The sequence below is a fragment of the Erysipelothrix larvae genome (genome assembly GCF_001545095.1).
Lineage (GTDB): Bacteria > Bacillota_I > Bacilli_A > Erysipelotrichales > Erysipelotrichaceae > Erysipelothrix > Erysipelothrix larvae.
Map to the genome: position 1 here is coordinate 1,747,911 of NZ_CP013213.1, position 15,595 is coordinate 1,763,505.

Sequence of the window (15,595 nt, forward strand, 5' to 3'; positions counted from 1 at the left end):
TAAATAGCAAGCGAATAACGATGGCCTCTCAGGACCATCGCTACACATTTTCATATAGAGAAGCATACAACTTCCATAGAATTTTTGTATAAAATTGTATCTTATTTAATGTAAATAAGTTCTTCTACATCATCCATTGGCCACATTGGTCTGTGGATGCGTTTGAATGGAATACGTTCTGAACGTTGGATTGTTGGTCCATCAGTCAATGCCATCACATGATATGCGGTTTCTGGAATCAAATCTGTATCTAGATATCCCATCTTGACCACAACGATCTCATAATCATGAAATTCCAACCCTGCTTTATGGAATTGAGACATTTGCCCATATTGAATGTTTCGATTCATGATAAGCACATCCAAATTTGTCCCTTCAACATTAACCGTATAGGTTGGTCCTACGACGTGTTTACCATTACCACCATACATACCTTCACCAATTTTCACAAGAGTTCCTTTGATGGATACGGGTTGTGATTCAGGGGTTTCCCCATTCCCAAGATCAAAGGATACGGGTTGTCCTTCAAGGGTGCCTTCAAGTGCACTGTGTACAGCTTTATCATGAATTCCAGCTACTAACACATGTTTATCTTTAAGATCTGCCTTCAACAACTCTCTTAAAACAACCGTATTATGTCCAGCACCCCCTGCGCCACAATTATCCCCTGAGTCGGTAATCACTGCGGTCTTGCCATCAAAATTAATGGCCATTTGAACGGATGCATCGGGTTCATCATAGTTTCCTGAGAATTTAAACTCATGACGGTGGTCCCATGCATATTGAGAGACTTGTTGGGCAACAAAGTCGCAATATTCATGGTCTTTTTCTGTGTTTGGTACTACAATGACCGCTGCCCCCAACTTGTCATCATCATGACGAATGTAACCGACGTTATAACAGATTGAGAAAACACGTGAGTCTTCTTCAAATTGATCCATCAGTTGATTGATACTACGCATTGGCTCTTTGGCAGATACACTGCGTTCGCCTCCGACCATGATGGGTAGTTTTTTTATGATTGGTGTCATTGGGCGGCGGTTTTTCATTAAGTCAACCAATTTTTCAGCTACAAGTTTCTTAGTCTCTATATGATCAATATGTGGGGATTCACGGTAACAGCGAACAATGTTGGTATACTTTGTAAAGTCCTCACTGAGGTTTCCGTGGGGATCCATAGATACCGCAATCGGTAGGTATTTCCCGACTGCATTTCGAATCCGTTTGATAATATAATGTTCACCGGATATTTCTTCAAGTCCTACAACACCACTGGCACCATGTAGATGTAAGTAAATGCCATCAAAGGTTCCCATGTGAGTGTTGATATCGTTGATGATGCGGTCTGCAATCTCAACATAAGCTTCCTTTTTTACCATGCCATTTGGGGGTAAGCTTGCGAATTGGGATGGGATAATCTCAATCCCTGCTTCTTCAAATACTTCTCTTACATATAGAGCGTCTATGCATTCATCCCCTCTCAACAATAAAAATTCATCCAAGCCTACAGTATGTGATATATGTTCATTACATTCTGCGGATACGTGTGCTACTAATACTTTCATTGTTTTCCTCCTTTTAATTCCATTAAGAATTGACACCTAAATTATAAAGAAAATACCCCTGTTTATTCAGTATTTAAAACCCTAAATGAAATTACAGTTAGGAAATATGGGTGTTTTTTAATCCTTGAATGCGTCAAGAGTCGCCCTTAGTTTTGAAGCGTCAACCCCTTCATAGTCCCCCAGATCACTGTATCGATATGTTACAAAATCCCCTTGTGTTGTGGGATCACTAAACCACCCTTTAAAGGAACCGTGCAGTTGAGAGATCCCTGTTTGTTCAATCAAACCACGGGCATTGGATGCATTCACACCCGCTCCAATACAGAACTCTATGGCATCTGAAAAACGGTCTTTTAGAGCTTTGAGTGTCGCAATGCCTTCAGGGGCACTTGCTTTTAAGCCACTGGTTAAGATTCGATCAACACCGCATTCAATTAACCCTTCACAGGCTTCAAAAGAATCTTTGACACAGTCAAAAGCACGGTGAAAGATGGCTTCTTTTTGATATCTGTGACATAGATTCACAAAACGTTTCGTGGTGTTTTTATCAATGGTAGCATCTTCATTTAGAAAGCCAAACACCAAGCCATCAGCGCCATGATCTAAGCAGGTCACAGCATCCAAATACATTGTTTCAATCTCGGTTTCTGTATAGTGAAACCCGCCTGCACGAACACGAATCATCGTGAGGATTGGGAGTGTGGTCTGTTTCTTTGCGTTCACAAGCGTTCCTACGGTTGGTGTTAACCCTCCTAAGTGTAACGCACTGTTAAGTTCAATGCGATGTGCATGGCATTGTGTTGCGATTATGCAGTCTTCTACAGAGCCTGCACAAACTTCAATTAAATGTTTCATAGTTGGTCTCCTTATTGTGGTGTAATCATTGATTCGGGTCTAAGTGCTTTATCCAGTTCTTCGTGTGTCATGAGTCCATGCTCTACAACTACTGTTCTTAAAGACTTGTTTTCTTTCAAGGCTTGTTTTGTAATTTCGGATACTTTTGAGTATCCCAGATACTTGACAAGTGCGGTTGCCATTGCAAGTGAGTGCTCAACGTAATCATGCACCCGTTCTTTATTGACAGTGAGGTTGTCGATGGCATGAACGCGCAAGGTTCGACAGGCTTCTTTTAAGATCTCAAAAGACTCAAAGAGATTATAGAAGAGTACGGGTCCAAATACATTGAGTTCCATTTGACCACTTTCTGTAGCCATCATGATGGTTTGATTGTTTCCAATGACTTGGAAGCATACTTGATTCACAACTTCTGGTATCACAGGGTTCACTTTTCCTGGCATGATGGAACTTCCGGGTTGGCGATCAGGGAGGTTAATCTCATTGAATCCAACCTTCGGTCCCGATGCCATCATGCGAATGTCATTACATACCCGTGATAGTCCAATTGCAAAGGTATTAAGCGAGCCATGAACATAAGCAAAGCTGTCTACGTGTTTGGTGGCATCCACAAGATCATCCGCACTGACAAACGGGCGACCACTGAATTTAGAAAGGTTTGTGACTGCGAATTCACGATACCCTCGGATGGAATTAATACCCGTTCCTACAGCGGTTGCGCCAAGATTAATGACTTGAAGTTCTGTTAAAGCATTTTGAAGACGCTTCATATCGCGTTGAATCACTGAGACATAAGAATGAAAGACTTGACCCATTGTAATAAGGACGGCGTCTTGTAGATGTGTGCGCCCCACCTTGATCACATCACCATACTCTTTCGCTTTCACTTCAAATGCTTGAGATAAAAGGTCCATCTCCTGAAGTAATAATACCCCTAGATTAATGGCGGTGAGCTTACCTGCGGTTGGAATGATATCATTGGTGGATTGAGCACGATTTACGTGGTCATTAGGATGAATGTAATCATAGACTCCAATGGGTTTGTTCAGGATTTGAGCTGCACGATTCGCGATGACTTCATTGACATTCATATTCATGGACGTGCCTGCACCACCTTGAATTGCATCCGTAATAAAGGCTTCTTTATGTTTCCCTTCAATGATTTCATCACACGCTTGCATAATGGCATCACAGCGATCCTTTGATAAGTCAGTGACTTGATAATTCGCGAGTGCGCAGGCCTTTTTTACCTTTGCAAGTGACAGGTACATCATATCATTGACACGACGTCCTGTGATTCTAAAATTCTCCATTGCACGAACCGTTTGTGCACCATATAGTGCATCAATGGGTACCTGTACTTCACCTAAAGAATCCTTTTCGATTCGAATTGTTTGATCATGCATAGATTTTCTTTAAACCCCTATCTTTCTTTATGATTTAAACATTTGATTTGTGTGATTCAGTCATTCACACACTTTAAATTTATTTTATCACACACTATCATTGTTTGGTTTTATTCCTGTAAGTTTTTAATCTATAAATATTTGGCGTATCCAGGGATTGTTGATGGCATTCACCTGATATCCACTGGTACTCCATAAAGTAATACGATTTTTTATAATTGCGATAAAGGGCAGGACATTCGCATCTAGATGATTGGCTTGTATGATTTGGTGCAGCCAATGTTTGTCCCATTGTGTATGTACCTGAGTATTTGAAATCACACCCTTAAGTTTTTGAATCATCTCATGATTTGGATTACCTATATTATAAAGATGAAGTGAAAAAGATTGTCCATTCAAAACATCGCTTATTTCAATGAGTTCGTTGATAATGTGCTGGGTTGGTTCTTCATCAACCTGCCCAAAACAAAGAATTGAAAGTGTGTTATCCCAAGATTCATCCAAGTATAATCGCATATCAGTATTCTCAAATGCTCCATTGTATGAACGTTTTGGAACACTTACCTCAAGATTTAAATCCTGTGTGAGTGATATGGGAACAACCTTACCAATCACGGACCCATCTGGATAGCGTTTCGAAAGAGTCAACACATAATCCCCTTGTTCATAATAGGAAATGGGCTGATCTAAATCAAAGTTTCCCGATTCACTGATCAAAGAAAACGGAGATAATGCAATGTTAAGGAGTTTATCTTGTGTTTCTATGCTTAGTTCATAGCTCAAATGACCACCAAGAGGTTCAAATTTACCTCGATTATAAACTTCCAAAGTCTGACTATGTCGATTTAAACGCGTTGGATACCCCTTTACACGACATATCATCGTAATCAGATGGAGCTTATCATTGAGTGTCCCTCGCTTTCTTTTCAACATCACTTCAAAGGGTAAAATCGTGTCTTCCATGAAATAATCACATGGACCACTATCCCAATTCATGATTTCTTGATAGATTTGCTGAGGGGTAGAGAAAGGAAACTGAACCAATGCTTCTGTATTAAAAGTAAGGTCTTCATGGCTAACACGTGGATTCAACAGTGCACTTTGGAAAATATCTGATGGCACTGACTTCTTCCACTTTTGGACAACCTTTGCATAATCAATCAGTACCTGCGCATCAAAGTCAAAGAGATCTTTTTGAGTCAAACAAGCTTTCACTTGATTTGCATATGGTTCACCCAATGCTTCTTTTAAGCGTTGATGTGCTTTTGTATTGACTATTTCTGGTTTTATGGCTTCCATACGCTTATGATATTGGTTCAAGTTTTGATTCTTGATAGTTTTGTACAGAGTTTGTTTTTTTTCATCAGAAGTATCATAAGGAATTGTTTCCTTGAAAGGTACTTGAATCAAGTTGAATCCTATGTCACTTAACAAGTCTGTTTCATTGATTTCAACGACCATATCTCGTGCTGCTATTTCTTTAAGATATATCTTGTGATTGGTCTGTACTCTTACAAAACAATCACCATATCCGATTTCAACCGTTGCTTTATTATCTTGTACCTTTAACGTGGCGACATTTCTTAAGATTCCATAATTGAGTATTGCGATTGAGATTTCGTGACAATCCTTTAAACCAACATAAATCGTGAGATTACGTGTCTTTGTGTAATGGTGGGTGACATTAATTTTGGTATGAATCCCGCGTTTTTCTACAATTGCTTCGTCTTGAGTAAGATTTGAAAATTGATTGGTTCTTAGGATGAGCGAACGCGATGCACTGGGTGTAAACCACGCATTGTTGAACTCTTTGGCACTGTCACCTGCACTAAGGTATTGCCATGCCCCATTTACATAAACTTCAACCCATGCATGTCGATCATCACAATGTGACCACCACGGCGCATAGATTTGTCGTGCAGGAATTCCCACCGATCGATACGCATGCACCAAGAACGTTGACTTTTCGCCACACCTACCAATCCCACTCTTTAATGTCAAAGATGGGTTCTGGGTTCTCGCATCCGTACTTCGATATTGCACCATACTAATCATCCAAGTATTAATCGCAAAAATAGTGTCAACACAGTCATCACAACAGATCGGTTTTAACAACTCATAAAATGTGTTTCGAGATGCGTCAAGTGTTTCATTATTGATGCGTGGTTGGACTACATAGTCTAAGTATATTTGTTCAGGTACTTCTTGAGCATATTTCGACTTTATAAAGTAACTGTGCTGTACAAAATCATCCAACTGATCTTGTGTAATTCCTAAGTCATTATCCATCAAATACGCAAGTATGTATTTCGCGTACAATACTTCTTGGTCGCAATAAGAATCGAAGGACAATGCCTTATATTCATGTTTTCGTTTCTCGTAATCAGCGTTAATTTGATGAACTATCTCCATGTGAATCACCTCTACGAAAATTATACGATAATCTTCTCTTAAAAAAAGGGATTAATTCAGCACGTACTTAGGAAATGAATACCTTAAACTCAATAAAAAATTTCCTAAATGCTTCGCACAAACATAACTAAAAGTATTCCAATATAATGATAAAATTAAAGTGTGTGGAAAGGGGGATATAATGAATCGACGACAAAAACAAATTCTATCGATTCTTACTGCCTCAAAAGACTGGGTTCGTGGTGTCGAATTATCAAAACGTTTAGACGTTACCGATCGTACAATTCGTTCCGACATTGAAAAAATAAACAGTGAGTTGGGAAATGTAGTGGAATCAAATACACGTAAAGGTTATCGACTATCACAGACCAGTGATCTTGGTAATGTATTAGTTGAACAAAAAAATCAAATCCCACAGACACCAGAAGAGCGCACGTTTTATATCATCAAAAAACTACTCTTTTTAAATCGTCCCATTCGTATTTTTGACTTACAAGAAGAATTATTTGTAAGTGATTATACAATTGAAACGGACCTAAAAAGAATTCGGAAATTGATTAAACCTTATAAGGGAATACGACTGGTGAGGACACATAACAATATTTTCTTCGAGAGTAATGAATATACAAAGAGGAAATTATATCGAGACCTGATTAACAGTGAGATTCATGGTAATTTTATGAACCTTAACAAAATTGCTTCTCAACATGACAAATTCAACTTAATCAGCGTTACCAAGCTTCTCCAGGAAGTGATGGAGTCTTATGATTACCAAATGAGAGATTCTACATTACCGCTAATTGTTCTACATATTGGAATTATGACGGAACGGATGATATTAGGTCATAACTTGCCACCAGATCTGTCAAAACTAGAACGCGTTGATACTCAATCGGAAGAATATAAGATTGCAGTGGAGTTTTTAGAACGACTTTCTAAAATCTTGCCAATTCGATACAACGATTGGGAAATTTATGAAGTCGTAGCACTTTTGTTAGGTTATAAAAACCCAACCAACACTGTATCACATGTTCAAATCAAGGGAGAAATATATTCGGTAACACAATGTATTCAAGATATTATTACATACCTCGATATACACTTTGACATAGATTTAAAGAATGACGATGATTTCAAATCGGGCATTCACCTTCACTTACAGTCGCTTTTTTACCGAATAGAGAATGGTATCGAGATTCAGAACACTTACCTACAAGAAGTTAAGATGTCCTATCCCATGATTTTTGAAATGGCAATTCATGTAGCACGACTCATCAGCGATTACTTTGGTATCGTGATATCAGAAGCAGAAACGGGATTCATCGCCATACATTTAGGCACTGCTTATGAGCGTAATATTGCCAGCTCAAAATATCGTGCTATGCTAATTACATCCAGTAATCAAGCATTCTCCAAAGTAACAAAAGAAAAATTAGATGGACGCTTTAATGATAGAATGGACATCGTTTCAATTTCGAGTTATTTTGAAATAAAAGAAATCGAAGAAAGCAACGTCGACATATTAATTTGTGTGACTCAAATTGAACACTCACTCGATATCCCTACCGTTAAGATTTCAATGTTCGTCAATACAGAAGATGAAGCAAATGTCTTCAATCTTTTGAATCAACTTGATAAAAGACGATCTAAGCTTCAATTTGCGCATTGCTTATCAGGTCTCATTGAAGATCAATTCTTTTATACAAACGAATCCTGGCAAACACCTGAAGAAGTCATTGAATCAATGTCAAATAATCTCTTTACACATCAAAGCTTTCTTGAGTCGTTTAAAGAGTCTGTATTAGAACGCGAGAAATATGCAGCGACATCATTTGAAATAGGACTTGCGACACCGCATCCGATTGTCTTTGAAAGCTCAACCTCGCACATATCAATCGCGACTTTAGAGAAACCTGTTAAATGGGGAAGTTATGAGGTTCACCTTGTAATTCTCTTAGCAATCTCTCACCATGACCGTGAGACATTAGAAGCCTTCTTTAGTTGGCTCAGCAATGCAATATCAAACCAGTCAAAGTTTGATAAACTGATTAACTCGAAAAATAGAGATGAGTTCGTTTACTGGATGTTGGAGGATATGTAATGACACTCGAAAAGATACAAGAAATTGGAATGATGATGATTTCTAAAATTGGACTTGCGAAATCTAACTATGTGGAATCGCTCAGCGAATCACGCGAAGGGAACTTTGAACGCGCAAAACAGCTGATTCAAGAAGCAGACCTGCTAAAGATTGAAGCACACACAGAACACTTTGGATTGATTCAGTTGGAAGCTTCAGGTAACCAGCTCCCATTCAGTCTCATTCTTATGCATGCTGAAGATCAACTCTTAACCTGTGAGGTGTTTCATAAAATAGCACTTGAACACATCACATTATATACACGGATTAAGAAACTTGAGGATGTCATCATTAAGGACTAAAGTCTACAAGAAAAGCCGTTTGATACGGCTTTTTCTTTAGCACCATAAACTTATGGGAGGAACTATATAAAGCAAAAAACAGCAAACGCTGCTTTTTGTTTGAGGTAAACATCAATATAGGTACATGCTTAACGCTTCAAGTGAATGATTTGACCCAACATATTTCGCAATTTGAACCATATGATGAAGGGACTCATTCAGTCCCACTCCACCTTTCTTTGGCATTTTCACCATCACAATCTTATCTTTATATTCTTCAATAGTTTCGTGATTCTTTTCAGGAGCACAGCATACAATAGCTCTACACTCTGAGTTTTTATTAATATACTCTGCTAAGTGGCATGCGGTTTGTGTGTAACGATCATAATCATAAGTAGGCCCGCAGATTACAACTTCTGCTTTAACCTTTTGAATCAAATTCACGACCTTTTCACAACATTCTTGTTTATTGTCTTCAAAGAAATCAGCACCTGCATACATGGTAGCAACTAAAGCTAATCCTTCTTGTTTGAAATATTTTTCAAACATTGCGTATGAACCGATCCCCCCTTTTTCAACACTAAGCGGTACATCGGTATGTTCTTTTCCACCTTTACCAGCTTGAATTTGATCAAAGAATAATAGTGTTCTCACTATAAGTCCCCCCTTTGTTAATCAAAGGAAATATCTGAAAGCGAGATATCATCAAGTTCATCTGTTTCGCTTTCCAATCCTTTAGTTTCTTCCTCTAGATATTGTTTATCTAACACTTTGAAGAACGGATAATACACCAGAATACCTAATATTAACAGGAATATTTGGAAAAACGCTGCTTTAAAGCTTCCGGTCGCAAGCCATCCAGAGAAGAAGATTGGCATCGTCCATGGAATTGAAATCCCAAATGTCCGAGGAATCAACCCTATTGCAGTAGCAATATATCCAAGTGAAATATTCATAACAGGAACTAATATAAACGGTACTAGAATGATTGGGTTTAATACTACTGGAAGCCCGAAGATAACCATTTCATTAACTCCAAAGATTCCTGGAACAATCGATAACCGACCAAGTTGTTTTAGACGTTGTGACTTCGCAAAGAATAGCATACAGATAACCAAGGATAACGTTGATCCTCCACCACCATAATTTCCAAAGAAATCAGAGAATGACGCAGTATAGATATTTGGAAGGTCTGCTTTCATTCCAAACTCTAGGAAAACGCTGAGGTTCTCTTGAGTTAATACTGTGGTGATTGGACTAAATACAGTATTGGTTACTGCAGGTCCATTGATTCCAAAGAACCAAAACAATGTAGAGAAGAATTGATATAATACAGGGAATATTGGCAAGCGACCTAGACCCATTAATGGTGCTTGTAGAACTTCCATAATCATATCGTGGGCAAAGTTATATGATGTTAAGGATACGCCAATTCTTAGTAAGAAAAAGAATGTCATTGAGAAGAATGCTGGAATTAATGCACTGAATGACATCGCAACCATTGGGGGTACACCAGCAGGCATTTTAATGACCCACCCTTTTTTCTCAATTTTATTAAAGATCAGTACGCTCACAATCGCACAAATCATTCCTAAGAACAATCCACTCGATCCTAAATTTGAATAAGCGAAACCAGAGAATGATTTCCCTGCATCGTTGACAAAGTTTGGATGACTTTGTGGGGTTAGAATTAGGAAACTTACAAGTGCAACAATTCCACCGACCATTCCTTCACTACCAAGCTCACGTGCATAAACATATCCAATACAAATGACATTGATCATTGCGAGTAAACTAAAGGTTGCTCCTGACACTGCCCCTAAGTACGTGGACCAGTTTTCACCAAAGATACTTGCCATGAACTCTGAATACCCATTGATTGGGAAATTTTGGATGAGCAAGAAAACAGATGCTCCGATGATTAATGGGGTTGAAATCAAGAACCCATCACGAATAGCAATTAACACCTTATTGTTATTGAGTTTCTCGGCGATTGGTCCAAGAACATTTTCCAATTTATCTAACATAATTTAACCCTTCCCCTTATTTTTGATGAGTGATATCGCAAATTTAAGAACACGCTCACCATTAACTTTTCCATAATCCTCTAAATTGATAACCTCAACGGGTGTGTTTGGTTCATACTTAGCTTTTGTTTCTTTTTCTAAGTATTTCACTTGTGGTCCCAGTAAAATGACATCTGGATTAAACTGTGACACAATATCTTCCATCTTTGAATCCGAAAAAGCTTTTACCTCAATTGGTAAATTATACTGGGTTGCGACTTCTTGCATTTTGCTTGCAAGCAAACTCGTCGACATCCCCGCATTACAGAATAAGTACACTCTTTTCATGAATGTTCTCCCTTCGTCCTTATATTAATATCCTAACAAATGAACCGAATCTTTGATTATCGTAAATTTCCTATCAGTTAGGAATACAAAAGTGACAGACTTTTGTGTAGATTCAAAAAAGAAACCCAAATCTTCCCATTTCTTCTCGGGATAAATCTCGGTTTCTTCTTATATTTGGATATTAAACTTTAAAGGTTTTTTCTCTCAACACTATTTCTTGGGAAAAGTTATTTATCGATTATTGGTTCATCTTTGTTAAGTAAGCCCAAACTTTCATGAATCGAATTATATGATTTGAAGACCATGTTCTCTTGATACACAAGTCTTTAGCATATCAAAAGAAATTGAAACAAGATATCCTTTAAGTGTAAGCGATATTTCTTGTTTCTTTAAAATCATCTCGTTTGAGTCTTATTATTTTCTTGATTTCCTCTTAACTAAAACCGTAATAATCTTTGCTCTTATTCTTAAAATGAAACAGATGAAACAGCAAACATGATCCGATTAAAAGAGCCGTTATCATTGGCACCAATTATCAAGGTAATTCACTATTTTTATTAGGACACTTCCTAATCGTGATGATCTTAATCATCTCTGACATAGGTATCTTTCAAGCATCTTAGCATGCAGAACAAAGCATCAATGCCTCCTACTTACCCTTTATATCATAGGGTTTTATCATTGATTTCACATTCAAGTTTTGATCAAAGTCTTCTTCACTCATGAGTTGATGGCCTAAGACGACTTCTTTGATACTCAGTCCTTTTTCATGTGCTTCATTAACAAGCTTTGTTGTTTGGTCATACCCTAAGGTTTGATTCAACGCAGTTGCACTCATTAAGGTATGTTCTAGATTATAGGCCATCTTTGATGTGATCGGTTTAAGACCCATTAAACAGCGTTTGGTGAATGAATCTAGACTGTCACTGAGTAATGTAATAGATTGCCAGAGCGTATATCCCATTAATGGCATGTAGACATTAAGTTGGAAGTTCCCTTGTGAGTTGGCGATGGTCATTGTTTGGTTATTCCCCATGATCTGAACACAGACCATCGTCAGTGCTTCAATTTGGGTTGGGTTCACCTTACCCGGCATGATGGAGCTTCCCGCTTCATTGGCAGGAAGTTCAAGTTCACCAAGACCTGTACGTGGCCCACTTGCAAGCCATCGAATGTCATTGGCCATTTTCATAATGTTTGTCGCACAGGTTGTAATCGCATTGTGTGTATTCACAAGTGCATCCTTACTGCTTAACCCATGAAACTTATTGAGTTGGGGTTTGACATTGAGGTTTAGTCTTTGATTTAAAACATCACACACGTCCTTATCAAAGCCATTGTAAGTATTGAGTCCTGTTCCTACAGCAGTACCCCCAATTGCAAGGTCTAACACATATTTAAGACTGTCTTCAATTTGTGATTTATTTTGATTTAACATAGACACCCACGCACTGACTTCCTGTCCAAAAGACAACGGCGTTGCATCTTGTAAATGCGTCCGTCCTGTTTTGATTAATGCATGTGATTGTACTTCCAATTCTTCTAAGGTCTTGATACATTGTGTGAGTGTTGGAAGCAGGGTGTTTTGAATCATGGAAAGGGTCATGATGTGAAGTGCTGTAGGAAATACATCATTTGACGATTGTCCTTTGTTGACATCATCATTAGGATGAAGGCCATGTCCCCCAATATGTGCAATCACTTCATTCGCATTCATATTAGTTTGTGTACCAGAACCCGTTTGCCAGACTGATAACGGAAAATGGATCATAAAATCCGTATCTAGAAGTGTGTCTATAGCCTCCATGATGGCGTTTCCTTTTTCCTGACTTAAGATACCTTGGGTCATATTACTTAAGGCACACGCATACTTTACTTCAAGAAGTGCTTTAATTAAGTCCTTTGGCATTTTTTCAGTTCCAATGGGGAAATTATTGAGTGAACGTTGGGTGTTTTTACCCCAGGTCTTTGTGTCATCCAGTGTGACTGATTCAAATTGATGGTTCGCACTCATTTTAAAATCACTCCCATCTCAATTGCTTTTTGAGCCACCGCTTGTGCCACGTTTCTTGACACTTCAGGATTGAGTGCAGATGGGATGATGTTCTCATCATTGAGTTCATCTTCGGATAAAACACTTTGAATTCCGTACGCTGCCGCTAGTTTCATGGCTTCATTGATTTCAGTTGCTCTTACACTTAAGGCCCCTTGAAAGATACCTGGGAATGCGAGGACATTGTTGACTTGATTTGGATAGTCAGAACGACCCGTTCCTACAATACGAGCACCAGCACGTTTTGCTTTTTCATAGGTTATTTCTGGGTTTGGGTTAGCCATTGCGAAAACAACTGCATCGTGATTCATGGATCGTATATCCTCTTCACTGACGATGTCTGGTGCAGAGACACCAATAAAGACATCAGCATTTTTGAGTAAGTCACTGAGTGTTTTCTCTTCATTTAAATCAGAAATGCACTCACAAATTCCTTGAACCACAAAGTCATAGCTGTCTTTCTTTGTTTTATCAACTGGACCGTTAACATTATATGCATAAATGTTTGAAATACCTGCTTCACTTAACATATGGATAATAGAGCTTCCAGCAGCACCTGTTCCAGATACAACTACTTTAGCTTCTTTTAGTTCTTTGCCAATGAGTTTAAATGCATTGATGAGTCCTGCCATTACTACAATTGCAGTACCATGTTGATCATCATGAAACACTGGAATATTCAAACGTTTTTGAAGTTGTTTCTCAATATAGACACATTCTGGTGCTTTAATGTCTTCAAGGTTAATCCCCCCAAAAGTAGGTGCCATCATCTCAACAGCACGAATGATTTCATCAGGATCTTTTGTATCAAGCATGATAGGAACAGCATTAACATTTGAGAATGCTTTAAAGAGCATGGCTTTTCCTTCCATCACTGGAAGTCCTGCAGATGCACCAATATCGCCCAGTCCTAACACCGCTGAACCATTACTCACAACTGCCACAGTATTCGATTTCCATGTTGTTTCATAGATTGATTGCGGATTATTTTGTATTTCAACACAAGGTTGGGCAACACCTGGTGAATACAGTAAACTCATGATTTCAAGTGAATCCACATCCATCTTATTTCTTATCTCGATCTTCCCTTTTAATTGTTTATGAAGATCCAATGCTTTTTGATTAAGGTCTGTCATTTAGGTCGCTCACTTTCTCTATATATTATTCTAGCAAAATCCCATGTATTTATATAATACTTTTTTTAGGAATGACTTAGGAAATGTTTTCTACTTAAACTTTATTGATTAGTGTTCCATTTGAACTAAACGACTGCAATATATTATGATTCGATTAATGAACAAAAATACCATACCGTGATAGATATGGCATTTTTACAGATCTATGTTAATGATTGATGTCATACTCTTTATTATTTCTAGAACTATGTCCTATTTGAGCACAACGAAGTGTGATCCTATTTTGGCTAAAAATCATTTCATTTTATTTTCACGAAGAAATCTACTTGTATCTATTTAACATATTGTGTATCACCAATAACTTCTACTGTGTACACACCGTTTTTATAATGGATGATTGTAACAGAGCCATTCGCGATCTTTTCACCTTGATACTGACCCGGAACGATGCTTTCAACCATAAGAGGAATGATACCTCCAGAAGAAACAATCAGTATATTACCGCCACCGCGTTTTAATGCATCTTCCACAGTGTCGGTCATTGCATCCTTCCCCCTTTTTACCATTTCATCATAGGTTTCTGCTGCATGTAGCGGATCTACTTGTGCTGTCCGATTAATATAATCTTCTTCACCAATCATGTCTAGTAACCAAAACCAGACATTCTCTACATCGTCTGGGAACTCTTCAATACCCAAGGATTTTGCAACTTGAATGTTAATTTCCATATTCGGACCGCCTTCAAATCCCCCATAATTCATTTCCCTAAATCCTATGTTTTCAGTTATTAATGGTACTTCATGTTTGTTCTCAGCTAGGATTAATTTTGCTGTATTCCTTTGCCTTGCAAGATCACTTGAATATGCACCAGCAAATGATATATCCTGGAGTCCTACGCCTACTTTCCTCGCTTGTTCTTCGCCTACTTCTGTGAGTGGCGAATCACAATATCCTTGTACCTGATCTGTTGTATTAAACCATGTTTTACCATGCCTCACTAGATATATCGTTACTTCTTTATCAGCATTTTCTGTTTTTTTATCAGCTGAATTACATCCAACAAGACAGAAGGCAATCAGTAAGGTCAATAATACTTTCCATACTTTTTTCATCAAATTGGTCCTCCAATTGTACTTATTATATTTGCTTACCTAACACTATGTATTTAGCTAATGTTAGTATATTCTCCATCAAAACCATCCAATTAATACACTTTGTGCAACTATGTTATTTTAGTGTGCATATTAAAGGGTTATTGATGAAGGGATGGTCAATGTGCACAATCTTAAACTAAAAAACACTCATCCACGAGTCAAGTATTAATCTCGTGTGATGCTTTTCTTCTTTCAGTATAGTGTTAACTCTATATAATCTTATTATTAAGGATATTTGT

12 protein-coding genes are annotated in these 15,595 nt (G+C 38.0%); 2 read left to right on the forward strand and 10 right to left on the reverse strand.

Annotation, left to right across the window (positions count from 1 at the left end):
• Nucleotides 1-101: 101 nt before the first annotated feature.
• The 4 genes from AOC36_RS08090 to AOC36_RS08105 form a co-directional block, all read right to left on the reverse strand.
• Nucleotides 102-1,565, reverse strand: coding sequence for a M81 family metallopeptidase (locus tag AOC36_RS08090; RefSeq protein WP_067633200.1), 1,464 nt, complete (start codon nt 1,563-1,565; stop codon nt 102-104).
• A 117-nt stretch (nt 1,566-1,682) separates the two neighbouring features.
• Nucleotides 1,683-2,420 (reverse strand): copper homeostasis protein CutC, encoded by a 738-nt coding sequence (locus AOC36_RS08095; protein ID WP_067633202.1) that lies wholly within the window; start codon nt 2,418-2,420, stop codon nt 1,683-1,685.
• An 11-nt stretch (nt 2,421-2,431) separates the two neighbouring features.
• Nucleotides 2,432-3,826 (reverse strand): aspartate ammonia-lyase, encoded by a 1,395-nt coding sequence (locus tag AOC36_RS08100; RefSeq protein ID WP_067633204.1) that lies wholly within the window; start codon nt 3,824-3,826, stop codon nt 2,432-2,434.
• A 126-nt stretch (nt 3,827-3,952) separates the two neighbouring features.
• Complete coding sequence (locus AOC36_RS08105) at nt 3,953-6,238, reverse strand: transglutaminase-like domain-containing protein (RefSeq protein ID WP_067633206.1); 2,286 nt, start codon at nt 6,236-6,238, stop codon at nt 3,953-3,955.
• Between the two features lie 181 nt (nt 6,239-6,419).
• Between AOC36_RS08105 and AOC36_RS08110 the strand changes: the two genes are divergently transcribed.
• Nucleotides 6,420-8,339, forward strand: a complete 1,920-nt coding sequence (locus AOC36_RS08110) for a BglG family transcription antiterminator (protein ID WP_067633208.1) — start codon at nt 6,420-6,422, stop codon at nt 8,337-8,339.
• On the forward strand, nt 8,339-8,680 hold the full coding sequence (locus AOC36_RS08115) for a PTS lactose/cellobiose transporter subunit IIA (RefSeq protein WP_067633210.1): 342 nt from the start codon (nt 8,339-8,341) through the stop codon (nt 8,678-8,680). The genes AOC36_RS08110 and AOC36_RS08115 overlap by 1 nt, the downstream gene beginning before the upstream one ends.
• Before the next feature lie 111 nt (nt 8,681-8,791).
• Here AOC36_RS08115 and AOC36_RS08120 read toward each other — a convergent pair whose 3' ends face one another.
• From AOC36_RS08120 to AOC36_RS08145, 6 genes are all read right to left on the reverse strand, one after another.
• On the reverse strand, nt 8,792-9,313 hold the full coding sequence (locus tag AOC36_RS08120) for a GrdB-related putative oxidoreductase (RefSeq protein WP_067633212.1): 522 nt from the start codon (nt 9,311-9,313) through the stop codon (nt 8,792-8,794).
• Nucleotides 9,314-9,330: 17 nt separating this feature from the next.
• Nucleotides 9,331-10,686, reverse strand: a complete 1,356-nt coding sequence (locus tag AOC36_RS08125; RefSeq protein WP_067633214.1) for a PTS sugar transporter subunit IIC — start codon at nt 10,684-10,686, stop codon at nt 9,331-9,333.
• Between the two features lie 3 nt (nt 10,687-10,689).
• Nucleotides 10,690-11,013, reverse strand: coding sequence for a PTS sugar transporter subunit IIB (locus AOC36_RS08130; protein WP_067633216.1), 324 nt, complete (start codon nt 11,011-11,013; stop codon nt 10,690-10,692).
• 649 nt (nt 11,014-11,662) lie between these two features.
• A complete protein-coding gene (locus AOC36_RS08135; RefSeq protein ID WP_067633218.1) occupies nt 11,663-13,027 on the reverse strand; it encodes a class II fumarate hydratase in 1,365 nt (454 codons plus the stop codon).
• Nucleotides 13,024-14,202 (reverse strand): NAD(P)-dependent malic enzyme, encoded by a 1,179-nt coding sequence (locus AOC36_RS08140; RefSeq protein WP_067633220.1) that lies wholly within the window; start codon nt 14,200-14,202, stop codon nt 13,024-13,026. Before AOC36_RS08140 ends, AOC36_RS08135 begins: the two co-directional genes overlap by 4 nt.
• Nucleotides 14,203-14,534: 332 nt before the next feature.
• Entirely contained in the window at nt 14,535-15,314 is a 780-nt protein-coding gene (locus tag AOC36_RS08145) for a histidine phosphatase family protein (RefSeq protein WP_067633222.1), read from the reverse strand.
• Nucleotides 15,315-15,595 lie beyond the last annotated feature (281 nt).